This window comes from Bacillus sp. S14(2024) (assembly GCF_050473785.1).
Classification (GTDB): Bacteria; Bacillota; Bacilli; order Bacillales; family Bacillaceae_G; genus Bacillus_A; species Bacillus_A yunxiaonensis.
In genome coordinates, this window is the sequence record NZ_JBFLUP010000006.1 from 124,479 (window position 1) to 148,930 (window position 24,452).

Here is a 24,452-nt window from a genome sequence, read left to right on the forward strand (position 1 = left end):
CATCTCTTCCAATTTATACAATATAAATATAAGTAACGACGGAGGTGGAGAAATGGAACAAGTAATTGAAGTGAATGGTGTTTCAAAAACATTTAAATATAAAAAAGCAGTAAATAACGTTTCATTTACAGTAACGAAGGGGCAAATTGTTGCACTTCTTGGGCCAAACGGAGCTGGGAAAACGACAACGATTTCGATGATGCTTGGATTAAGGGATCCTTCAGAAGGAAATGTTTCTATATTTGGCAAGAGCCCAAAGCACCGAGATGTTCGCAATCGCCTTGGGGCAATGCTGCAAGAAGTAAGTGTAATTGATAGTATCTCTGTGGAAGAGGCAATTGATTTGTTCCGTAGTTATTATACGAATCCAATCAAAAAACAAACACTACTTCAGCTATCGAATTTAGAATCAGAAAGAAAGCAAAGGTGTGAAAAGTTATCCGGCGGTCAAAAAAGACGTTTAAATTTTGCACTTGCACTTGCTGGAAACCCAGATTTGCTATTCTTGGATGAACCAACAGTAGGAATGGATATTACGTCTAGAAAAAGCTTTTGGGATACAATTCGGAATTTAGCAAGTGAAGGGAAAACAATTATTTTAACAACTCATTATTTAGAAGAAGCAGATGCACTAGCAGATCGAATTTTATTATTTGCAAATGGAAAAGTGATTGCTGATGGAACACCAGATGAGATGAAAGCAACAATTTCTCAAAAAACAATTTCATTTTATGCAAAAGAGGAAATGCCAACAAGTCTGCTTCGAAGTTTATCTCATGTTACAAGTGTCCGGTGGCATGAAAAACGTGTAGTGCTGACAACAGATGATACAGATGCTACGCTCCGGGAAATTTTTAATAAAAACTTGCCTGTCATGGATATTGCTGTTGAGCGCGGCAGCCTAGATGAAGCTTTTGAACAGTTTGTTGCAAATCAGAAGGAGGAAATCGCATGAGAGCGTTTTGGATGCAATGTAAAATAGAAATCTTACGTACGTTTCGCAATAGACTATTTATCTTATTTTCATTAGTAATGCCAATTATGTTTTATTACATTTTTACAAATGTCGTGTCAGGCCCACAAGACGGAGGGGCTTGGAAAGCGCACTATTTAATTTCAATGGCTACGTTTAGCATTGTAGGGTCAGCACTCTTTGGTTTTGGCGGTCGTTTATCACAAGAAAAAGGGCAAGGATGGACACAGCTTTTACAAATTACACCGCTGCCAGAAGGGGTATATTTATCGGCAAAAATTATTGCTCAAACGGCTGTAAATGCTTTTTCAATCGCAGTTATTTTCACCTCAGGTATACTAATGAACCATGTAGACTTAACGATTGGACAGTGGATTGGTGCTGGATTATGGTTATTAATTGGTGTTACACCATTTCTAGCAATTGGAACGATTATCGGTGCTATTAAGAAGACCGATGCTGCTATGGGACTTGCGAATATGTTAAATATGTGTTTAGCGATTTTAGGTGGCTTGTGGATGCCAATTGAAATACTTCCAAAGACGTTGAGAAGTATTGGAGAATGGACACCGACATATCATTTCGGAAGCGGAGCTTGGGATATTGTCGCTGGTAAGGCAATTGGCTGGGAAAATGCTGCAGTGTTAGGAGGTTATTTCATCGCTTTTGTTGTATTATCAATATATATAAGAAAGAGACAGGAAGCGGTATAAAATGATCGAAAAGAAGCAGTTTGAAATTTTTCCAAAACATATGGGGTTGTTCCCTTATATATGGCTCGTTTACTTGTTGTTTCCCCTTTATTACTTAATAGGGCAATCAAGTTGGAAATTGATACTAGGAGGCGGGATGCTTGTACTCTTTGTTATTGCATACCGCCAGCTTTATTTTGTACCAAAGACATTTATGATGTGGGCTTGTATTCAACTTGTAATTACATTCTTGTTTAGTACGCTTTATAACCCATATATGATTTTCTTTGGATTTTATACAGCAAATGCAATGGGATTTGCACCGACAAAAAAACAATTTCGCTTGTTATTTTTCCTTTTGATCGTAATGATTGGTTCCTTTGTGTTGGTGAACATGCGCGAGTTTACAAACACGTCTGCTATAACTGCCATCCCGATGTTTATTTTAATGATTGTTACACCATTTGCTATGCGGAATTTTAATCAGAAGAAAATATTAAGAACGCAGTTAAGTGAAGCGAATGAACAAATTCGTGATCTAGTGAAGCGAGAAGAACGCCAGCGCATTGCAAGAGATTTACATGATACATTAGGACATACGTTATCGCTTATTACGCTAAAAAGTCAGCTTGTTGAGAAGCTTATTGTGAAAAATCCAGAACGTGCTTGTCTAGAGGCGAAGGAAATTACGCAAACATCAAGAAATGCGTTAAAACAATTACGGGAATTAATTTCTGATATGCGTATGATTACAGTAGAGGAAGAGCTAGAACAGGTGAAGGTAATTCTCCAAGCAGCCAATATATCATTAGAAGTGAAGCAGGAGATAAGTACGAATGTATTATCACCGCTAGAACAAAACATTGTCGGAATGTGTTTACGTGAAGCGGTAACAAATGTTGTTAAGCATAGTAAGGCAACAAAGTGCGTGATTATTTTATTTGAAGCACAAGGGAAATTGATTGTGCAAGTAAAGGATAATGGAATCGGACTACAAAAAAATCATGATGGGAATGGCATTCTTGGGATAAGGGAACGACTGGCTCTTATTGATGGAGTACTTGAGTTAGATGATATTCATGATGGAACGATGTTAACAATACATGTACCAATTGTTATAAGAACAGGTAAAGATGAGGTGAGGGCATGATTCGAATCATCATTGCGGAAGATCAGCGTATGCTTCGCGGAGCGTTAGGAGCTTTGCTTGATTTAGAAGATGATATTGAAGTTGTTGGGCAGGCGGAAAATGGAGAAGAAGCTTTGAAGCTGATTGAAACATTGCAGCCAGATGTTAGTATTATGGACATTGAAATGCCGATTCAGAGCGGGTTAGATGTGGCTGAAACGTTACAAAAGCAACAGTCACAGTGCAGAGTTATGATTTTGACAACATTTGCCCGTCCTGGTTATTTCGAGCGAGCGATGAAAGCAAATGTGCATGGGTATTTATTAAAAGATAGTCCAAGTGAAGATCTTGCAGCTGCAATTCGAAATGTAATGGATGGAAAACGAGAAATTTCCCCTGAGCTCATGTTTGGGCTTTGGCAAGAACAAAATCCGTTAACAGATAGGGAAAAAGAGGTTCTCTTGTTAGCGAAAGAAGGAAAAACGGCAAATGAAATTGCAAAAACACTATACTTGTCATCTGGAACAGTTCGAAACTATATTTCTGATGTGTTAACGAAATTAAATGCAAAAAATCGGATTGAGGCCATTACAATTGCTGAAGAAAAGGGATGGATATAAAGTGAAACTTCCGTCAGTGGAGGTCTTACTGCCCGCCAATAGCGGGATGAAAAAAAGATGTTTACCAATGTGAATCGGTAAACATCTTTTTTTAGTTTCCTTTTTGTACTTCAATTACTTTATTTGTTTGTGGTAAGGCTTTGTAACCGTGAGCTAGAAATGCTTTGTCAACTTCTTTTGCAGCTGTGCTACCATATAAATCTTTTGCAGCTTGTACAATGTGCGAGTGAAGAGACTCGAAATCCTCTGCTGATGTTGCATAGTTTTGCAATGCGCGCATAACAATTTTGCTTATTTTATCGTTACCTTGTTTTGTGACGGTTACACCGTTATATGTTTTTCCTTCTGCTAATTGATAAAGAACGTGGCTAATAATACCTGAGTTTACGTGAGATTCTTGGCTATTTCCATCTTTATAAAAGTCTTGTAAATTTGTGTATAGTTTTTGACCACCATCACCAATTTCATTCGGAATATCACGAATTGTTAGGCCACCTAGTGTGTCCCCCATAATCCAATTTCCTTTGTCTTTCTTTACATAAAACTCTATTTGCGTTCCCCAGAAGTCAGCAAGACCTTCGTTTAATGCGTTTGTTTCATCGCTTGGATATTTTACAACGTTATTTTTTGTTGTTCCGCTAAATACGGCGTGTCCAAATTCGTGTGCTGTTACATCGATAGCGGATGTCAATTTTCCATTTAAGCCATCACCAAACACCATTTGGTTCCAGGCTGGGTGCCAAAATGCATTTACATAGTCTGTCTTTACACCGTCACTTACCTCTGTAGAATCGAATCCGTGCACACTTGCAACAATTTTTGTATTTTTATTATCATAACTTTTTAGATTGTGCTGTGTTTTAAAGTAATCATAAATAGCACTCATGTTTTTCATAACACCAGCGGCTTCTTTATCAGCAAATGTATTCGTTTTACTAGAAACTAGTGTGCCGGGATAGCCTGCTTGATTATCCCCGCCTTTTGAATCTGCATAGTTTGCATCATAAATATAAATACCGTTACCACGCGTTAAATCAGCTAAATAAAATTTTCCATCAGATCCTTTCGCGATATTAAATAATACATTTTCTAGTAGTGCGTTTACGCCAGTTCCTTGCTCTTTTGCTAGGGATAACTGTGGAGCAGCGGCTTGTTTAACAGGTTGCTGTTCCTTATTTTTTATCATCTTTTCTTGGAACAACATTTCACCATGGATTAAATCAATAATTGCGTGACCGCTAATGATTTGATCATTATTTTCGTATGTAAATGTAATAACATCTGCATATGTGTAGCTGCCGTCTTGTTTTTTATAAATAACAGTTTCGCTAGCGAATTCTTTTTCTAATGCATCGTTTGGAATTTGGAGAGCGCTTCGTAAGGAAGATTTTACTTCATTTTTCGACAAAAAATTTGTTATAGTAAGATTAGGTTGTTTTTCTAAATTTTGGGCAACTTTACCACTGACAGTTGTAATGACTCCATTTTTATCTACTTTTACAATGAGGTCTTGTCCATATACTTTATAACTTTTATATGTTTGAGTAAGGCGTACTTCTGTTTGATTTTCTTTTGTTTCTTTGTTTGTAAGTTGGAAATCAACACTTTTTTCAGTGGTAACTTGTTCTTGCTGTGCTTTGGCACCTTGTACTTCACCTTTTAAGTACTTTTTTGCGATATTTTCTTTCGTATCGTTTTGAGGTTCTGTTAATTTTCCGATTGTTAGGCCGGGCTGAGCAACTTCAACTTGTACTTGATTTTTATCAATTTCTTGAGCATGAATTGCTTCAGTTGATAATGGACAGAGCAGGCCGAAAGCAAGAAGGGCACTAGTAATTTTTTTGTAATTCATCTCTAACACTCCTAATCTAGTATTTGTATGAGATGAATTGTAAGGGGAATTTGCCGAATTTTGTATAAATTATGCAATATTTCATACCGGAAATTGTCGAAATGGCATTATTGTAGTGGTATGACCTATTTTAAAAATAGATTGTTATAAAACAGGATGGTGAGCTAACATGCATGCACAAAAACTGGGAGCCGAAATTAAAAAGATTAGAATGATGAGAGGTTTAACACAAAAGCAGTTAGCTGATAACATATGTCATCAATCGGAAGTAAGTAGAATTGAATCGGGGGTAGTATATCCAAGCATGGACATACTTCAGGGAATTGCAGCGAAGTTACAAGTACCTATCATTCATTTTTATGAAGTACTCGCTTATTCTGATATTGAACGAAAAAAACAATTTAAAGATCAAATTCAAATGTTATGCAAAAAAAAGAAATACGAAGAAATTTATAAGAAGGTATGGGATGAACTAAAGAAAGAGGAAGATCATCCAGAATTTCAACAGTTTCTTCTTTGGCACTATCACTTATCGGCGTATGTGTTAAAAAAAGTGAATTATGAATACTGCATTTTGGAATTAAAAAAATTAATACATAAGCAGTTGATAGGTATAGATGTATTTCAAAATTTATATATAGAAAATTCAATTGCAAGTATTTATGCGGAAAATAAATATTTCCAAAAAAGTATTAAACTTTATCAACATATTTTAAAACAGCTGGAGTCGTTACATAGTAACGAGGAATTTGCTATAAAAGTTGGCTATAATTATGCGAAGGCATTGTATTTAGATGAACAGTATAAGAAAGCGCTTCACCAAGTTGAAAAGGCAATTGAAACATCATGCCGCACTAGTAACATGACACTTATCGGTCAGCTATACTATCAAAAAGGAGAATGCCTTGAAAAACTAGGGTACTCGGAAAATGAAAGTAGGGTAGCTTATGAAAAAGCTCTTTTCTTTTTTGAACTTTTAGATTTACACACTTATAAGGACATTCTTCTAAAAAAGGTGAATATGTGAAAAGGGTGAAACTGAATAGTATCGAATATGCATAATTGCATTTTATATGGATAATATTTCATGTTATATTAAAATAAAAAGATATGGGGATGGAATTATGAAAAAAATTCTTATTGGTAGTTTATTGACATTAGCAATGTTAGCGGGTATTTCGTTTGGAGATGCGTTAGTAGATCAAAATCAAGCAGTAACAAATCATGGTGAAGTAGTACAGCTAGCTTCTGACTTACCATTTGAACATTAAAATAAAAGGAAACAATCGTCTTGGTTAGACGATTGTTTTTTTAGTAGATTAGATTTTTTGAACTTGTATTTCTTTTTGTAACAATCTCCATACTTCTTCGGCATAGACAGGTTTACTAATTAAGAAGCCTTGAATTTGGTCGCACTGTTTATCACCTAAAAACGACCATTGCTTGGTGGTCTCTACTCCTTCAGCGATTACAGTTAATTGTAAATTCTTTGCTAGTATAATAATTGAAGACATAATTGCTTCTTCAAGTGGATTGTTTTCAATTTCTTTAATAAATTCACGTGCGATTTTCAATGTATGAATTGGATATTTTGTTAAATAAGATAGTGAGCTGTATCCAGTGCCAAAATCATCAATTGAAATTTTAACACCTAGTTGTTGCATTTGTTCTAACTTTTCAATTACCGTTTGCTCTTTATTAATCGCAATACTTTCTGTAATTTCTAAATCGAGTGCTTCTGGAGGCAATTGTGTTTCCTTCAGAACTTGGGAGATTGTTGAGATTAAATCTTCATGATTAAACTGAGCCGGCGATAAATTGACACCTACTTTTAGATGGGAAAATCCGTTTTGATGCCATTCTTTTGCTTGTTTACAAGCAGTGCGCAGAACCCATTCCCCGAGATGGATAATAAATCCAGTTTCCTCAGCGATTGGAATAAACTCTGCAGGGGAAACGATACCAAGTTTTGGATGCTTCCACCGAACGAGTGCTTCAAATCCAATAATTTTTTTTGATTTTGTATTTACTTGTGGCTGATATTGTAAGTAAAACTCATTATGCTCTAGCGCTTTCATAAGTTCATTTTCAAGAAAGTATGCCTTATGTTCAATAGTGCTCATTTCCTGTGAGAAGAAAGTGAATTTGTTTTTTCCGGCTGCTTTTGCACGGTACATGGCGATATCAGCATGTTTCATCAATTCCGTAGCATTTGTTCCATCAAACGGATAAGTTGCAATACCGATACTTGGTGTTATTGTGAATTCGTATTCTTTAATAGAAATCGGCTTGTTTAATTCCTGTAATAAGCGATTTGCTACGAGAGAAGCTTCTTGTTTTGAGAAAGTATCCGGTAAGAAGATTGTAAATTCATCTCCGCCTTGACGAGCAACAACATCTTTTTGTCGTAAACAGCGCTGAAGTCGATTGGCTACTTCAATTAAGAGTAAATCACCCACGTCATGACCGAGTCGATCGTTAATTTTCTTAAATCGATCTAAGTCTAAAAATAAGACAGAAACAGTAGTATCCCGTTTACGTGCATCTTGCAAAGCTTCTAATAATTCTTTTTCAAATTTCCTACGGTTTGGAAGCCCAGTTAGTGCATCATGAAATGCCATGTGTTCGACTTGTTGTTGCTTTATTTTCAGCTCAGTAATATCACGAGCAATCCCAAACATACCAATAATTTTTTCTTCAACAGTTGTTGGTATTAATGTGATATGCAAATGATGATATATCCCCTTTTTTGTGTATGTTCGTACTTCGAATGTTTGGGGAAGTCCCTCTTTTGCAATGTGCAGGGCAGTCTGTGCTTCAAAACGATCTTCATCTACAATGAACTGTAAGAAAGAATGCCCAATAAATTCGTTATAGTAAGATTCGAATAAGTTTGTACAAGCCCAGTTCGCATGTTGAAAATTCCCGTCCATATCGAGTGAGAAAACAGCATCTGGATGTTCTTCAAATAACGACTTATATTGTTGTTCGCTCTTGGAAAGCGCCTGAATTCCTTCTTTTACTTTTACTTCTAGTTGTTCGTTTAAACTCTGATATGTGTATAACAATTTTTTATTTTCTTTCCACATAAGCATTTGCCGAAAGAGCAATAATGTAAGAGGAATAACTAATCCTGCGAATAGCTCTTTTCCTTTCACATTATTAGATAACGTAAGAAATAGGGTTGCAAGAATGCTTACATAAGGAAGAAATAAACGAGCATAATTGAAACGATCGTATTTCTCGCTATTTACTTGTAGTGTTGTATCTTTTGGTTTATATAGAAGACTAGATAATCCAATTAATAAAAGAGAAGTAGTATGAACAAAGTAGGTTAATTCATGTGAAGGATAAACTCCTCTAACATTTTGATATAAACATATATATCCGTATACAAGGGCGATTAGAAACGCCCCGATTAATATCTTTCTACTAGCTGTGTATCGCGGTTCGCTTTTGCAAAAGCTAATTAGGGCATACACAAAGAGAGATTGTACAATGAAATAAAAGGTCATCATCCGCATATTTAGAGACAAATTATCTATAGTTTTGATATCTAATATAATGTTAAACATAAAGTAGATGGTTATTATGATAATAAACACACTATCAAATAGAAATCGTAAAAATGTAGTTATTGGTTGCTTATGTATAAGTTCATAGCTGAAAGCGATAAATAATAAAGCATATTGCAAAAGAAAGAAGGGTACAGCACCGTAAGAAAAAACTTCTTGTTCGTAAATAGATAAGGTTTTTAAAAATAAGGTGATTTCCATTATGAAGCCGGATATACCTGTACATAGAATGAGTATCCAAAATGTTTTTGTTGGCCTTTTACTAATATAAATTGCCTTTAATAGTCCCAAAAAGGAAATTATAGCAGCAAAATAAAAAAAGAAAAGGATCCCCAATTCTTTACTAGAAGTATGTGAAGGAACTATTAAAATCCATATGAGAAATATAAGAATATACATAGAAACAAAAGTGATATATTTTTTCTGCTGTCGCATGACATAACTCCATTTCAACTATAAGTGTTATATATAAATAATAACATATAATTTATTTGAGAGATTATGAAGATACGATAAAAAATCACCATTCGAGTGTAGCGCCGCCCCGTCGTTTTATTCCTCTCATAGCTGAAAGATCCTCTGTTAATTTGAAAAGTGCTAAATCTTTCTGTTTACTTTCAATCATAATATCGAAGTCTTGATTCAGTTCTTTTGCTATGGATAGAAAGCTTTGAATAAATGGAACATCAATATAGTTAGAATGTGCCCGGAATTCTTTTTCTGATTTTGGCGAAGAGATATGAACTTTTGGAACGGTATTTGTATGGTTCCACGTTGCAAAAATAGATGGGAGTAATACTTCTAATGAATCTTCACATGAATTTGCCACATGATGGTGATAATCGAAGACAAAAGGAATTTGTTCTCGTTTGCAAACAGTTAATGTTTCAGCCGCTGTATATGTTTTATCATCATTTTCAAGTGTCATTTGCTTTTTAATATGAGCAGGAAGCTTTTTGATATTATCATGAAAACGCAGTAAAGCCTGTTCCTTATTTCCGTATGCTCCTCCAACATGAATGTTTATGTAAGAAGAATCTGCAATGTTCATTGCATCTAGTAAATTGTAGTGATACGTCATATCGTGAACAGCATTTGTTGTAATATGCGGCTTATCACTCGTAAATAATGTAAATTGATTTGGATGAAAACTTACGCGCAAATGATGTTTTTTAATAAGGTCCCCCATTTCTTCCCATAAGTTTTTAAACGTATAGATGTAATCGAATTTTACTTCAGGGTGTGTTGCCAATGGAACAATAGAAGAGGATAAACGATATAATTTAATTTCATGTGCGATATTGTAGTGTAAGATACGTAATGTATGCAAAATATTTTGTTTTGTTACTTCATATAACTTTTCATCACGTTCTTGTTTGTTCATTTGTTTCCATCTTGTAAATGTCATCGTTTTTGCAGGAGAACAGTCCCACAATGCAAGTGCATGTGAGACATAACCCAATCTTATTTTCATACGTATCTCGCCTTTCATGTATTTATAGAAAAAAGGCAAGGACCGTTCCAATCCATTCTTTTCCCTTGCCTAAAAGAGAGTGAGGAGAAACATCTTGAATTGAAAGTAAAACGGAAGCTTCTAAATCTTGATTAATTTCTTTCTTCACTTCTTCTAAAAATGGTGAGCCATATAATATACAATTGATTTCATGGTTCAGATATAGGCTTCTCAAATCAAAATTCGCAGTTCCAATATCACAAATACAACCATCTATCATTACAATTTTGGCATGAAAAAATCCATCTTGAAATTCGTAAATATGGCAGCCAGCTTTAATAAGCTGCCGGCAATACGGGAGTTTCGCTTCACGAACAAATGGATGATCAGCTTTTTTAGGTACGAGAATGGTAATACGAACGCCTCGTTTTTTTGCGCGTAGCAATGCATTCATTAACTTTTTCCCAGGGATAAAATAGGGCGTACCGATATACAGCTCTTTTGTTGCATTTTCAATTAAATCGAGAAATGTTTGCTGTAAATAAGCGCCATCAGTTGGTACGAATTGATGAGAAGTTTCTCCTTTTTCGAGTATCGGAAAGTAATGATTTTTATGCAATAAGTCTTCATTTGTATCATCGCGCCAATCGTGTAGAAATTGCGTTTGTAAGTCTTGTACGCCTTCTCCAGTAAGGCGTAAATGGTAATCACGCCACGGACCGAGTGCAGTATTATGCCCTAAGTATTCTTCGCCGATATTAAATCCGCCGATATAGCCAATTTTTCCGTCAATAATCGTAATTTTTCTATGGTTCCGTTGATTAGCGGAAAAAAAGAGAAATGGGAGCCGGATTTTATGACAAAATGAAAAATGTATGCCATGTTGTTTTAATTTATGAACCGTTTGTTTTGATAAATGATGGCTGCCAATCCGATCAAGGAGAAGGCGAACTTCAATACCTTGCTGTGCTTTTTCCATTAGAAGTTGTAAAAATGTATGGCTAATCTCATCGTTTTTTACGATAAAAAATAAAATATGTACGTGCTGCTTCGCTTGTTGTATATCAGTAAATAGCTCCTTATATAATGTTTGGCCATATGTATAAAGTTTAAAGTTACTATGGCGCAAAGGAAATGAACGAGGTTTAAGTTGTTTTAAATGAAGTTTTCTTCCATATATAAAGTCGAAAGTTAACCACAGTAAGATAAGTACAAGGAAGAGAAATAAAAAGTTCATGTATTCATTCCCTCCGCTATATTCATTTTTATTTCAACATTCGCGAGCGATAAGAGTAGGGCTCATGTTGTTTTAGAAATAGTACTTATATTGTAAGCAAAAGCATGGAAAGCGATTCTATTCTGGGAAGACTTTTTATTTTCATGAGCTGGAGGTGAAGAAGAGAAGGGAATTGTAAAAATGTTGAATGACACAAATTTGGTAAGTTGTTCACGAGAAAGGGTTCCTTCTATGCTGTATCGCTATTATTAAAACTAACAAAGACCCAATTATTCCAGCAATTCGGTGAATCACTCTTAAATTTCGTAACATAAATTTATCCCCTCAATCAGCTGTATACACCTAACTAAACCATTACTATTCTTAATAGAAATATCCACCATTGCAGGTGTTTTTTTGAAACAGGACATTTAAATTTAAATACAAACTTTTTTCTCAAAACTCTTACTTAGTATATGTTTCGTTAGTTCTTTTAACTACGTAGAAGAATTGTAAATGAATTCAACAAATTTTCACAAATCCCTCACACCTATTATATATATTAAAAATCGATTTAAAATTCTTCATGACATGTGTAAAGAGAAATAAGGACATGAAAGAAATAGGGGGAGAACAAAGTATGCTTGCAGGAGAACAAAAAGTAGACCACTCTGCAACAGAGAATGCAGATAAGTCAGAGGTTGCAAAGGCACAATCTTTATATCGTGCTGTGTGGCGTTGGCATTTTTATGCCGGTATTATTTTTGCTCCATTTGTTATTTTATTGGCAATTACAGGTATCATTTATTTGTTTAAGCCACAAATTGAGAATGTAATGTACAAAGATTATTACTATGTACAAGCAGGGCAAGAAAAGATGACAACCGAAAAGCAAATAGAAGCTGTTAAAAAAGCTTACCCTGATGCGTCTATCACACGATATAAACCTTCTTTTGCAGCAGACCGTTCAGCAGAAGTCGGAATCACTGATAAAAACAGAGCAATGACAGTATTTGTGAATCCCTATAATGGAAAAATTTTAGGAAACTTAAAGAATGACGAGAAATTCATGAATGAAGTGGAGCGCCTGCACGGTAAACTTATGATAGGGACAGTAGGAGATCGAATTGTAGAAATGGCTGCTTGTTGGGCAATGATTTTACTTATTACTGGATTATATTTATGGTGGCCACGCAATAGAAAATCCATCTTCGGCACGCTCATCCCGAGATTTTTTAAAGGAAAGCGTATTATGTTAAGGGATCTACATTCTGTTCCTGCTTTCTGGTTCTCTTTATTTGTCTCTATTTTTATACTAACAGGTCTTCCTTGGTCTGGATTATGGGGAGATTTCATTAACCGGATTGCAACAACTACACATACAGGATATCCCACAGGATTATGGGACGGTAATTTACCAAATTCAACTGTTCCGTCTAAAGATATAGCGAAAGTTCCTTGGGCTGCAGAAAATTTGCCCGTTCCAGAGTCTAAAGTAGATGCAGCTCCTCTTTCTGTGGAACAAATCATGAAAATAGCAGATGAAAATAAAGTAGGGAAAGGATACTCTATTACCTTTCCAAAAGGAGAAAAAGGCGTATACACAGTAACTGTTTCTCCTGATAAACCAGAAGGACAAGCAACGTTGCATATTGACCAATATAGCGGGAAAGTGCTGGCAGATTTGCGTTTTAAGGATTATGGAATTCTGGCCAAAGCAATTTCTATCGGAGTGGCATTACATGAAGGGCATTACTTTGGCCTAGCAAACCAATTGTTAGATCTCATTATCTGTCTTGGCTTAATTGGTATTTCTTTGACAGGTGTTATGATGTGGTGGAAACGTAAGCCATCTGGTACGCTGGGTGCTCCTTCTTTACCAAAAAACTTCAAATTAATGAAAGGTACAGCAGTTCTTATTATTGTACTAGGTATTGTGTTCCCGTTAGTGGGTGCTTCATTACTTGCTGCTCTTGCACTGGATTGGTTGGTAATAAAGAGACTACCGTCTGTGAAAAAATGGGTAGGATAATAAATTGTAGCGTACTGTTTTAGAGTACTTATAGAGTGAAGGGGAATATATGAAAAAGAAAATTTTATCCTATATAGCAGCTGGTGTTTTAATAGCAATTGGTGTGTACCTGTTTATGGGCCACACCAATAAAACACAGGAAACGAAAGATACATCTACACCATCTTGCCATATAAAGAAATAGAATGCAGGAATTACTTGTATTAAATGTCCGTAAAAGTTAAGCTTTACGGACATTTTTATTAAGGGTGAAATTCTTTTAGCTTTACGTATATAAGTATAAAAATATATTGAAATCAATTATGAGAGAAGATTACACGAAAAGGAGTGTGAACACGGAGAATCGGAAGGTGTTGTTTGTAAATTCTGAAGAACAGGCGCCTTAATGATTAGATTTTCAAACAAGATAGAACCATTTGCACAACTGCTATTTCGTGTCTATGCCAAATTAACAAAACAAGTTCCTGTTTTATCTAGGTATGACCATACAACATATAGTGATATGTTGTAGTGAAACTAAATCATGTAACAGGAAACATAACAACGACAAGCTCAATATCCCTATTGTGTTGTCCTCATCGACGATTTGTTTTGATATTGATATTTTATTATGCAACTCCCCCAATTTGCGTCGTCTGATAACAAAGGGTATAGAAAAAATAAATTGTTGTATAACAAAAAACTGTTGACTGAATGCTCACTCATCATATAATGGAAATAGGGACTATAAATTCAGAAAATTATTTATTTTTGAAGATTCGAAAAAGGGGATATTACACGGAGAGGGGTTGGCAGAAACATGAATAGCTTATTAATTGTGAATTGGTTGGCGACAATCGCCATCATCGCGTATGCAGCATATTTATTTGTATATCTCATACGAACGCGAATTACCTACATACAATTAGGAAAGAAAGTAGAATTTGATCGCCGCTTCAAAGAAAGATGGGATCTTATTAAGGGGAATGTCTTCGGACAAAAGAAGCTTCTTAAAGATAAAAAGAGCGGTATCATGCATGTTATGTTTTTTTACGGATTTATTCTTGTCCAGTTTGGAGCAATTGACTTCATATGGAAAGGCTTAGCACCAGGATCACATCTTCCACTTGGACCACTATACTCTGCATTTACATTCTTCCAAGAAATCGTCACACTTATCATTTTAATCGCAGTCTTTTGGGCTTTTTATAGAAGGTATATTGAAAAACTTGTGCGCTTAAAACGCAATTTTAAAGCGGGACTCGTTTTAATTTTTATCGGCGGCTTAATGTTATCTGTTCTCCTTGGTAATGGAATGGGCATCATTTGGCATGGCGAGGAATTATCATGGAGTGAACCAATTGCTTCTGCAATCGCTTACTTATTCTCTGGAATTGGTGAAACAGCTGCGACTGTTGTGTTCTATTTTGCGTGGTGGCTGCATCTACTTATTTTATTAACGTTTTTAGTTTACGTCCCACAATCGAAGCACGCACATTTAATTGCAGGACCAGCAAACGTATATTTTAGCCGTTTAACAAACCCAGGGAAATTAGAAAAAATCGATTTTGAAGACGAAACACAAGAAACATTTGGTGTTGGAAAAATTGAAGATTTCAAACAAACGCAGCTTATTGATTTATATGCATGCGTAGAATGCGGCCGCTGCACGAATATGTGCCCGGCAACAGGCACTGGTAAGATGCTATCACCGATGGATCTGATTTTAAAATTGCGTGATCATTTAACGGATAAAGGCGCAGCGGTGACATCGCGCGCACCATGGGTTCCAACTGTTGCATTTAATAATACAAAAGGTAATCAGTTAGCCATGATGGCGGCTGGAGATGGACAACATGAATCTGCAGCAACATTGGCATACAACTCAAGCTTAATTGGCGATGTCATTACAGAAACAGAAATTTGGGCTTGTACAACGTGCCGTAACTGTGAAGACCAATGTCCAGTTATGAATGAACATGTTGATAAAATTATTGATTTACGCCGCTATCTTGTTTTAACAGAAGGAAAAATGGATCCAGAGGCGCAGCGTGCTCTGACAAACATCGAGCGTCAAGGCAATCCTTGGGGGCTGAATCGTAAAGAGCGTGAAACTTGGCGCACGATGGAAGAAGAAGTTTCCATTCCAACTGTGAAAGAGAAAGCGAAAGCAGGGGAAGAGTTTGAATACTTATTCTGGGTAGGCTCTATGGGATCATATGATAACCGCAGCCAAAAAATTGCGTTATCATTTGCGAAGCTGATGAACGAAGCTGGTATTTCCTTTGCTATCCTCGGAAATAAAGAGAAAAACTCAGGGGATACACCGCGCCGTCTTGGAAACGAATTTGTCTTCCAGGAGATGGCGAACAAGAATATTGAAGAGTTTGAGAAAGCGGGCGTCAAGAAAATCGTGACAATTGACCCGCACGCATATAACACATTTAAAAATGAGTATCCGGACTTTGGCTTACAAGCAGAAGTCTATCATCATACAGAATTGTTAGCACAGTGGGTGAAAGAAGGTCGCTTAAAACCAGTTCACCGCGTAGAAGAAACGATTACGTATCACGATTCTTGTTATTTAGGACGCTACAACGAAGTGTATGAAGCGCCGCGCAATATTTTAAAAGCGATTCCAGGCGTGAACCTCATTGAAATGGAGCGTAACCGTGAAACAGGAATGTGTTGCGGAGCGGGCGGCGGTCTGATGTGGATGGAAGAGACTGCTGGTTCTCGTATTAACGTTGCACGTACAGAGCAAGCACTTGCTACGTCACCGACGATTATCGGTACGGGTTGCCCGTATTGCTTAACGATGATCAGCGATGGTACGAAGGCAAAAGAAGTAGAAGAACGCGTACAAACCCTTGATATAACAGAGATTTTAGAGCGCTCTGTCATCGGGTCAAAGAAAGAAGCAATGTAACATGTAAGAATTCGTACAACTTTAGAAAAAAGGGGGTGCAAAGGTTGCACCTCTTTCTCACAACAGCTGCACTGAACGAGCGTTCAATCAACGCCGTAAAATGAAGAAATGGGGGAATATGTTTTGACAAGAACAGTAATTTTAAGTGCTGCAAGAACACCTGTTGGAAAGTTTGGGGGAGCTTTAAAGGATGTAAAGGCAACGGAGCTTGGAGGAATTGCAATTGGAGCGGCATTAGAGCGTGCGAATGTTGCAGCAAGTGATATTGAAGAAGTTGTATTTGGGGCGGTTATTCAAGGCGGACAGGGACAAATTCCATCACGCCAGGCGGCAAGAGAAGCAGGGATTCCATGGGAGACGCGCACAGAAACAGTCAATAAAGTATGTGCTTCTGGACTTCGTGCAGTAACATTAGCAGATCAAATTATTCGTGTCGGAGATCAATCGTTAATTGTAGCAGGCGGTATGGAATCGATGAGTAATAGTCCATATATTTTACGCGGTGCACGTTGGGGATATCGCATGGGACATAACGAGGTTGTTGACTTAAACGTGGCTGATGGCTTAACGTGCTCATTTTCTGGCGTGCATATGGGTGTGTACGGCGGAGATGTTGCGAAAGAAGATGGTATTTCCCGCGAAATGCAAGACGAGTGGGCATGCCGCAGTCATATGCGCGCCGTTGCATCACGTAAGGAAGGCCGATTTGAAGAAGAAATTGTACCTGTATCTGTGCCGCAGCGAAAAGGCGAGCCAATAGTTGTTGCTCACGATGAAGCGCCGCGCGAAGATACAACAGTTGAAAAACTAGCAAAATTAAAACCTGTATTTGATAAGAATGCAGCGGTTACCGCAGGGAATGCACCAGGTTTAAATGATGGCGCAGCAGCGCTTGTATTAATGAGTGAAGAGCGTGCAAAGCAAGAGGGAAGAAAGCCGCTTGCGACAATTTTAGGTCATACAGCGATTGCGGTTGAAGCGAAGGATTTCCCGAGAACACCAGGTTATGCCATTAACGAGCTATTAAAGAAAACAGGTAAGAAAGTAGAAGAGATTGATTTATTTGAGATTAATGAAGCATTTGCGGCTGTAGCGATTGCAAGTGCAAATATTGCAGGTATTGATCCGGAAAAGATTAATGTAAACGGCGGAGCAGTTGCGATGGGACATCCAATCGGAGCAAGCGGTGCGCGCATTATCGTTACTCTTATTCATGCGTTAAAGCAGCGCGGCGGCGGAATCGGGATTGCATCTATTTGCAGCGGCGGCGGTCAAGGCGACGCAATTATGATTGAGGTTCACTAAAAAAGGGGGCTATAAACATGACGGTACAAAACATTGTTGTAATTGGTTCGGGACAAATGGGGTCTGGAATTGCACAAGTATGTGCGATGGCAGGTTATGACGTATATATGCAAGATTTAAAACAAGAACAGTTAGACCGCGGCATGGGGATTATTACGAAAAATTTATCGAGGCAAGTCGAGAAAGGCCGCATGAGTGAAGAGGATAAGCAGGCAACATTAAATCGTCTTATAGCAACGCTTACACTTGACTGCGTGAAAGAAGCAGATCTTGTCATTGAAGCAGCTGTAGAGAGAATGGACATTAAAAAACAAATTTTTGCGAATTTAGACGAGTTAGCGCCTGAACATACGATTTTAGCAACAAATACATCATCGCTGCCAATTACCGAAATCGCAGCTGCTACGAATCGTCCGGAAAAAGTGATTGGCATGCACTTTATGAATCCGGTTCCGGTTATGAAGCTTGTTGAGATTATTCGTGGTTTAGCAACAGAGGATGTTGTATATGAAACGATTGAAGATATTACAAAGAAAATTGGCAAAGTTCCAGTTGAAGTAAATGACTTCCCAGGATTTGTTTCGAACCGCATTTTATTGCCAATGATTAACGAAGCAATTTATACGCTATATGAAGGTGTGGCAACGAAAGAAGCAATTGATGAAGTTATGAAGCTTGGTATGAATCATCCGATGGGACCATTGACACTCGCTGATTTTATCGGCTTAGATACGTGTCTATACATTATGGAAGTACTGCACGAAGGATTAGGAGATAGCAAATATCGTCCATGTCCGTTACTTCGTAAATACGTGAACGCAGGCTGGTTAGGGCGCAAGACAGGCCGCGGCTTTTACGTTTACGAATAATATACTTCGGTAGGGCACCTCTTTGCATGCACTAGTGGTCTTACCAAATAGTTGAATTACTATATAAAACAATTTGAGGTGGAGCATATGAACTTTCAATTTACAGAAGAACAACAAATGATGCGTAAAATGGTTCGAGACTTCGCTCAAAAGGAAATTGCTCCCTTTGTTCCTACTATGGAACAAGGGGTGTTTCCTAGAGAAGTCTTAAAGAAAATGGGCGAGCTTGGACTAATGGGAATTCCAATTCCAGCGAAATACGGTGGAGCGGAAATGGACTTTATTTCATATATTTTAGCAATTAATGAGCTTTCAAAAGTAAGCGCTACAATAGGTGTAATTTTAGCAGTACATACCTCTGTTGGAACGAACCCTATTTTATATTTTGGAACAGAGGAGCAAAAGCAAAAGTATATTCCGAAGTTAGCAGCTGGTGAATATTTAGGAGCGTTTGCATTGACAGAGCCAGGTGCCGGGTCAGATGCAGGAAGTTTGAAATCAAGAGCAGTTAGACGCGGTGATGAGTACGTAATTAATGGCTCAAAAGTATTTATCACAAACGGCGGCGAGGCAGATACATATATTGTCTTTGCTTCTACGAATCCGGATGCAGGTACACGCGGGATATCGGCATTTATTGTTGAGAAAGATACACCGGGTTTAATTGTTGGAAAAGATGAGCACAAAATGGGGTTATTAGGTTCTCGTACAGTGCAATTAACGTTTGAAGATATGAAAGTTCCTGCTGAGAATTTGCTTGGCGAAGAGGGCCAAGGTTTTAAAGTGGCAATGGCAAATTTGGATGTTGGTCGCATCGGTATTGGGGCGCAGTCACTTGGCATCGCTGAAGCGGCGCTTGCATGTGCTACGGATTATGCGAAAGATCGTCATCAATTTGGGAAGCCGATTGCTGCGCAGCAAGGGTTAGGTTTTAAGCTAGCAGATATGGCAACATCTGTTGAAGCAGCACGTCTACTCGTATACCGTGCAGCATCATTAAGGGCGCAAGGCTTACCGTGCGGGAAGGAAGCGTCAATTGCTAAATTATTTGCTTCCAAAACAGCAGTAGAAGTTGCAATTGAAGCTGTGCAGGTGCTTGGCGGTTATGGCTATACAAAAGAGTATCCTGCTGAGCGCTTCTTCCGCGATGCAAAGATATGTGAGATTTATGAAGGAACAAGTGAGATTCAGCGTTTAGTTATTAGCAGAGCGTTGTAAGGGGGGGAATAGAGATGCATTTTAAACTATCAGAAGAACACGAAATGATTCGGAAAATGGTTCGTGACTTTGCGAGAAATGAAGTGGCACCAACGGCAGCGGAGCGCGACGAGGAAGAACGGTTTGATCGCGCTTTATTTGATCAAATGGCGGAGCTTGGCTTAACTGGTATTCCGTGGCCTGAAGAGTACGGCGGAATTGGAAGCGATTACTTAGCTTATGTGATTGCGGTAGAAGAGCTGTCACGTGTTTGTGCATCCACAGGTGTAACGTTATCGGCGCATACATCGCTTGCAGGATGGCCGATTTTTAAGTTTGGTACAGAGGAACAAAAGCAGAAATATTTACGCCCAATGGCAGAAGGAAAGAAAATTGGCGCTTACGGCTTAACGGAGCCAGGTTCAGGCTCTGATGCTGGTGGAATGAAAACGACAGCAAAGCGTGACGGTGATCATTATATTTTAAACGGTTCGAAAATTTTCATTACAAATGGCGGAATTGCAGATATTTATGTTGTGTTTGCGCTGACAGATTCAGAATCAAAGCAGCGCGGCACGAGCGCGTTTATCGTTGAAAGCGATGCGCCTGGATTTTCTGTTGGAAAGAAAGAGAGCAAGCTGGGTATTCGTTCTTCACCAACGACGGAGATTATATTTGAAGACTGTCGCATTCCTGCTGAGAACTTACTTGGCGAGGAAGGCCAAGGCTTTAAAATTGCGATGCAAACGTTAGATGGCGGCCGTAATGGTATTGCCGCACAAGCAGTCGGTATCGCACAAGGCGCACTTGATGCTGCTGCTGATTATGCGAAGGAACGTCATCAATTTGGGAAGCCGATTGCCGCGCAGCAAGGGATTGGCTTTAAACTAGCAGATATGGCGATGGGGATAGAGGCGGCACGTTTGTTAACATATCAAGCTGCTTGGCTTGAATCGGAAGGGCTTCCGTATGGCAAAGAATCGGCAATGTCGAAATTGTTTGCGGGAGATACAGCGATGAAAGTGACAACCGATGCTGTGCAAGTATTCGGAGGATATGGTTATACGAAAGATTATCCAGTTGAGCGCTTTATGCGTGATGCGAAGATTACGCAAATTTATGAAGGAACACAAGAAATTCAACGCCTTGTTATCTCACGTATGTTAACGAAGTAGAATCTAGAAGAAGCGTAGGGAATTTCCTACGCTTCTTCCTGCAAAATGACAGGAAAAGGGGTGAAGGAGATGGTTAAGCACAATGTACAAGCGTCTGTGAAGGATGAAAGACTTATTGCACTTCGGCGTGAGCAAATGATTAAAGGTGCTGTACAGCTCTTTAAACAAAAAGGGTTTCCGCGTACGACAACGAGAGAAATCGCGAAAGCAGCAGGCTTTAGCATTGGTACGCTCTATGAATATATTCGAACGAAAGATGATGTGCTTTATTTAGTGTGCGATAGCATTTACGAACATGTAAAAGAGCGCTTAGAGCAAGTGCTGTGCAGAGAAAAAGGCAGCGTTGATAGTTTAAGAGCCGCGATTACAAATTATTTTAAAGTTATGGATGAGCTGCAAGAAGAGGTTCTTATTATGTATCAAGAAGTTCGTTTTTTACCAAAGGAATCGCTGCCTTACGTATTAGAGAAAGAATTTCAAATGGTAGGGATGTTTGAAGATATTTTGCAGCAATGTGTTCAAAATAAGGTATTTACTTTAACAAAAAAAGAGATTCAACTGCTTGCTCATAATATTTTTATTCAAGGACAAATGTGGGGATTCCGGCGCTGGGCGCTGCAGAAACTCTATACATTGGAAGAATATACAGAAATGCAAATTCGTTATGTATTAAACGGTGCTCATATGATTCCAAGCCATATAAATCCAAATTAAAAAACGACATAAAAGCATTTTTTTAGGTGGGCAAGGGGCTCTGGCCATGCATAGAAGCGGTCAGGGATTCTTTCTGCCACATGCGAAGTTCAAACACAAGGAGAAAGCGAGTAGTGGCTTCCCTTTTTCTGCATAGCAGTAATCTATATGTCGAAAAATCAAAATGGATTCATATAAAAGGCGAAATAATCTTCAATATGTAGGGAAATCACTTTATGATTCCCTATTTTTTTTGTGGCATATTTGGTGAAGTTTTGTTTATAATGAATAGTATGGATTTTTTTAGAACAGGCCTTTATATAATTAGGATATATTTTAAGAAAGGAAGTGCCGCATAAGTGAATTTAAAGCAATATTCACCAGAAGAGCTAAAAGAATTGTCCATGATCGAAGCTGTACATAGCTTGTTAGAGGAAAAAAAACAAGCAACAACTTTTCACGATCTAGTTCAAGAAATTGCTCAATTACTGGGACTGTCTGAAGAGCAAGTTGCTGCGAGAATCGCACAATTTTATACAGATTTAAATATCGATGGGCGCTTTATCAATCTCGGAGAAAATCGTTGGGGACTACGCGGATGGTATCCATATGAGCAAATTGATGAAGAAATCTTACCTCAACCAAAAGCTAAGAAGAAGCGTAAGGTAGAAGAGGACGAGCTAGATGACTACATCGATGATGAAGAGGACGACTTCGAAGAAGAGGTAGATGAAGACTTTGACGAAGAAGAAGAAGAAGAAGAAGATGTAGATGATCTTGATGAAATTCTGGATGAAGACGATGACGATCTTGAAGATCTAGAAGACGACGATGATTTCGCCGATGACGATGAGTTAGAATACGACGAATCATCAGAAGAAGAAGAGGAAGAACTGTAGTCCTTGACTTTTTATTATCGTCCATGTAGAATCATTTTTGGGCTCTTTAAAAAAGACGATAATAACTTTTACGTGTAAATATAAAAGAAAATTGCTCCCTACTTATTACTTTCAGTGATAAAGGGAGCAATTTTCTTTTTTGTTTTTTGTTTAGAAAAACGAAAGAGTCTAACAATAAGATAAGGTAAGTGTTATCTACATACGTTGCGATTTGCAGCGGTGATTATATAACAGCAAACTAGAAGGGAGTACTTTCATGACTAAGTATATTTTTGTCACAGGCGGTGTAGTATCTTCTTTAGGAAAAGGTATTACAGCAGCATCTTTAGGAAGACTTTTAAAAAACAGAGGACTAAACGTAACAATCCAAAAGTTTGATCCATACATTAACGTGGACCCAGGGACAATGAGCCCATACCAACACGGTGAGGTTTTCGTAACAGATGATGGTGCAGAAACAGACTTAGACCTTGGTCACTATGAGCGTTTCATCGATATTAACTTAAATAAATACAGCAACGTAACAACAGGTAAAATTTACTCTTCTGTTCTTCAAAAAGAGCGTCGTGGTGAATATTTAGGGGGAACAGTTCAAGTTATTCCTCACATTACAAACGAAATTAAAGAACGCGTATTCCGTGCGGGTCGTGAAACAAATGCGGACGTTATCATTACAGAAATCGGCGGAACTGTTGGTGACATTGAGTCTCTACCATTCCTAGAAGCAATTCGCCAAATTAAGAGCGATATTGGCCGTGACAACGTAATGTACATCCACTGTACATTAATCCCGTACTTAAAAGCAGCGGGTGAAATGAAAACAAAACCAACGCAGCACAGCGTTAAAGAACTTCGCAGCTTAGGTATTCAGCCAAACATTATCGTTGTTCGTACAGAACTTCCTGTTTCTCAAGATATGAAAGATAAGCTAGCGTTATTCTGCGATATTGATCCAAAAGCAGTAATTGAAGCACGTGATGCAGATACATTATATGCAGTTCCATTATCTCTTCAAGAGCAAAATATGGACCAAATCGTTTGCGATCACTTAAAACTAGACAATCCAACTGCAGACATGACAGAGTGGAATGCATTAGTAGAAAAAGTACGCAACCTGTCTAAGAAAACAAAAATCGCTCTTGTTGGTAAATATGTAGAGCTTCAAGATGCATACATTTCTGTTGTAGAAGCACTTCGTCATGCAGGTTATAAATTTGATACAGATGTAGAAGTGAAATGGGTAAATGCTGAGCACGTAACAGCAGAAAACGTGAAAGAATTAGTTGGCGATACAGATGGTATCCTTGTACCAGGTGGTTTCGGTGACCGCGGTGTTGAAGGTAAAATCGCTGCAATTCAATATGCACGTGAAAACAAAGTTCCATTCCTAGGAATTTGCTTAGGTATGCAACTTGCGTCAATCGAGTTTGCACGTAACGTATTAGGATTAGAAGGTGCGAACTCTTCTGAAATCAATCCTGACACGCCTTACGCAATTATCGATTTATTACCAGAACAAAAAGATGTAGAAGATTTAGGCGGTACACTTCGTCTTGGTCTATACCCATGTAAGCTTACACCAGAAACAAATGCTTACAACGCGTATAACGAGCCAGTTGTTTATGAGCGTCATCGTCATCGTTATGAGTTCAATAATCAATTCCGTCAAGATATGGAAAATGCAGGATTCATTTTCTCCGGTACAAGCCCAGACGGCCGTTTAGTAGAAATTATCGAATTAAAAGAACATCCTTGGTTCGTGGCATCACAGTTCCACCCAGAACTTGTATCTCGTCCAAATCGTCCGCAACCATTGTTCCGTGACTTCGTAGAAGCTTCTATTATTAATAAAGAAGGTAAGTAA

Annotated in this window: 20 protein-coding genes; 16 read left to right on the forward strand and 4 right to left on the reverse strand. The window is 37.9% G+C overall.

Going from position 1 to position 24,452, the window contains the following annotated elements:
* The first annotated feature begins 52 nt into the window (after positions 1-52).
* From AB1279_RS00900 to AB1279_RS00915, 4 genes are read left to right on the forward strand one after another with little or no spacing between them, the layout of a single operon-like run.
* Positions 53-955, forward strand: coding sequence for an ABC transporter ATP-binding protein (locus AB1279_RS00900; RefSeq protein ID WP_429757521.1), 903 nt, complete (start codon positions 53-55; stop codon positions 953-955).
* The gene (locus AB1279_RS00905; RefSeq protein ID WP_429757522.1) at positions 952-1,686 is read left to right on the forward strand and encodes an ABC transporter permease; all 735 of its coding nucleotides are present in this window, start codon (positions 952-954) and stop codon (positions 1,684-1,686) included. Before AB1279_RS00900 ends, AB1279_RS00905 begins: the two co-directional genes overlap by 4 nt.
* A 1-nt stretch (position 1,687) precedes the next feature.
* The gene (locus AB1279_RS00910) at positions 1,688-2,815 is read left to right on the forward strand and encodes a sensor histidine kinase (RefSeq protein WP_429757523.1); all 1,128 of its coding nucleotides are present in this window, start codon (positions 1,688-1,690) and stop codon (positions 2,813-2,815) included.
* Entirely contained in the window at positions 2,812-3,414 is a 603-nt protein-coding gene (locus AB1279_RS00915) for a response regulator transcription factor (protein ID WP_429752992.1), read from the forward strand. Before AB1279_RS00910 ends, AB1279_RS00915 begins: the two co-directional genes overlap by 4 nt.
* A 91-nt stretch (positions 3,415-3,505) precedes the next feature.
* Here the strand turns inward: AB1279_RS00915 and AB1279_RS00920 are convergent, their stop codons facing one another.
* A complete protein-coding gene (locus AB1279_RS00920; RefSeq protein WP_429757524.1) occupies positions 3,506-5,266 on the reverse strand; it encodes a M4 family metallopeptidase in 1,761 nt (586 codons plus the stop codon).
* 169 nt (positions 5,267-5,435) lie between these two features.
* On the opposite strand from AB1279_RS00920, the gene AB1279_RS00925 reads away from it, so the two are divergent.
* Together AB1279_RS00925 and AB1279_RS00930 are read left to right on the forward strand one after the other, a co-directional pair.
* Positions 5,436-6,293, forward strand: coding sequence for a helix-turn-helix domain-containing protein (locus AB1279_RS00925; protein WP_429757525.1), 858 nt, complete (start codon positions 5,436-5,438; stop codon positions 6,291-6,293).
* Between the two features lie 97 nt (positions 6,294-6,390).
* Positions 6,391-6,537, forward strand: a complete 147-nt coding sequence (locus AB1279_RS00930) for a quorum-sensing peptide PapR (protein WP_336482146.1) — start codon at positions 6,391-6,393, stop codon at positions 6,535-6,537.
* 48 nt (positions 6,538-6,585) lie between these two features.
* On the opposite strand, the gene AB1279_RS00935 is transcribed toward AB1279_RS00930, so the two are convergent.
* The 3 genes from AB1279_RS00935 to cls form a co-directional block, all read right to left on the reverse strand.
* Positions 6,586-9,276: a DUF4084 domain-containing protein gene (locus tag AB1279_RS00935; protein ID WP_429757526.1), complete on the reverse strand. Its 2,691-nt coding sequence runs from the start codon at positions 9,274-9,276 to the stop codon at positions 6,586-6,588.
* Between the two features lie 85 nt (positions 9,277-9,361).
* Positions 9,362-10,315 (reverse strand): UV DNA damage repair endonuclease UvsE, encoded by a 954-nt coding sequence (uvsE, locus tag AB1279_RS00940; protein WP_429757527.1) that lies wholly within the window; start codon positions 10,313-10,315, stop codon positions 9,362-9,364.
* 22 nt (positions 10,316-10,337) lie between these two features.
* Positions 10,338-11,531: a cardiolipin synthase gene (cls, locus tag AB1279_RS00945; protein ID WP_429757528.1), complete on the reverse strand. Its 1,194-nt coding sequence runs from the start codon at positions 11,529-11,531 to the stop codon at positions 10,338-10,340.
* A 592-nt stretch (positions 11,532-12,123) separates the two neighbouring features.
* Here cls and AB1279_RS00950 point away from each other — a divergent pair.
* The 10 genes from AB1279_RS00950 (at position 12,124) to pyrG (ending at position 24,452) form a co-directional block, all read left to right on the forward strand.
* Positions 12,124-13,542, forward strand: coding sequence for a PepSY-associated TM helix domain-containing protein (locus AB1279_RS00950; protein WP_429757529.1), 1,419 nt, complete (start codon positions 12,124-12,126; stop codon positions 13,540-13,542).
* Positions 13,543-13,591: 49 nt separating this feature from the next.
* Entirely contained in the window at positions 13,592-13,726 is a 135-nt protein-coding gene (locus AB1279_RS00955) for a hypothetical protein (RefSeq protein ID WP_429757530.1), read from the forward strand.
* Positions 13,727-14,341: 615 nt separating this feature from the next.
* A complete protein-coding gene (locus AB1279_RS00960; protein WP_429757531.1) occupies positions 14,342-16,450 on the forward strand; it encodes a heterodisulfide reductase-related iron-sulfur binding cluster in 2,109 nt (702 codons plus the stop codon).
* Positions 16,451-16,558: 108 nt separating this feature from the next.
* Positions 16,559-17,755, forward strand: coding sequence for an acetyl-CoA C-acetyltransferase (locus AB1279_RS00965; RefSeq protein ID WP_429753004.1), 1,197 nt, complete (start codon positions 16,559-16,561; stop codon positions 17,753-17,755).
* A 17-nt stretch (positions 17,756-17,772) separates the two neighbouring features.
* On the forward strand, positions 17,773-18,624 hold the full coding sequence (locus tag AB1279_RS00970; RefSeq protein WP_429757532.1) for a 3-hydroxybutyryl-CoA dehydrogenase: 852 nt from the start codon (positions 17,773-17,775) through the stop codon (positions 18,622-18,624).
* Between the two features lie 87 nt (positions 18,625-18,711).
* On the forward strand, positions 18,712-19,842 hold the full coding sequence (locus AB1279_RS00975) for an acyl-CoA dehydrogenase (RefSeq protein WP_429757533.1): 1,131 nt from the start codon (positions 18,712-18,714) through the stop codon (positions 19,840-19,842).
* Between the two features lie 14 nt (positions 19,843-19,856).
* Entirely contained in the window at positions 19,857-20,996 is a 1,140-nt protein-coding gene (locus tag AB1279_RS00980; protein WP_429757534.1) for an acyl-CoA dehydrogenase, read from the forward strand.
* A gap of 69 nt (positions 20,997-21,065) precedes the next feature.
* On the forward strand, positions 21,066-21,710 hold the full coding sequence (locus AB1279_RS00985) for a TetR/AcrR family transcriptional regulator (RefSeq protein ID WP_429753008.1): 645 nt from the start codon (positions 21,066-21,068) through the stop codon (positions 21,708-21,710).
* Between the two features lie 338 nt (positions 21,711-22,048).
* Positions 22,049-22,588, forward strand: coding sequence for a DNA-directed RNA polymerase subunit delta (rpoE, locus tag AB1279_RS00990; RefSeq protein ID WP_429757535.1), 540 nt, complete (start codon positions 22,049-22,051; stop codon positions 22,586-22,588).
* A gap of 256 nt (positions 22,589-22,844) precedes the next feature.
* On the forward strand, positions 22,845-24,452 hold the full coding sequence (gene pyrG / locus AB1279_RS00995) for a CTP synthase (RefSeq protein WP_429757536.1): 1,608 nt from the start codon (positions 22,845-22,847) through the stop codon (positions 24,450-24,452).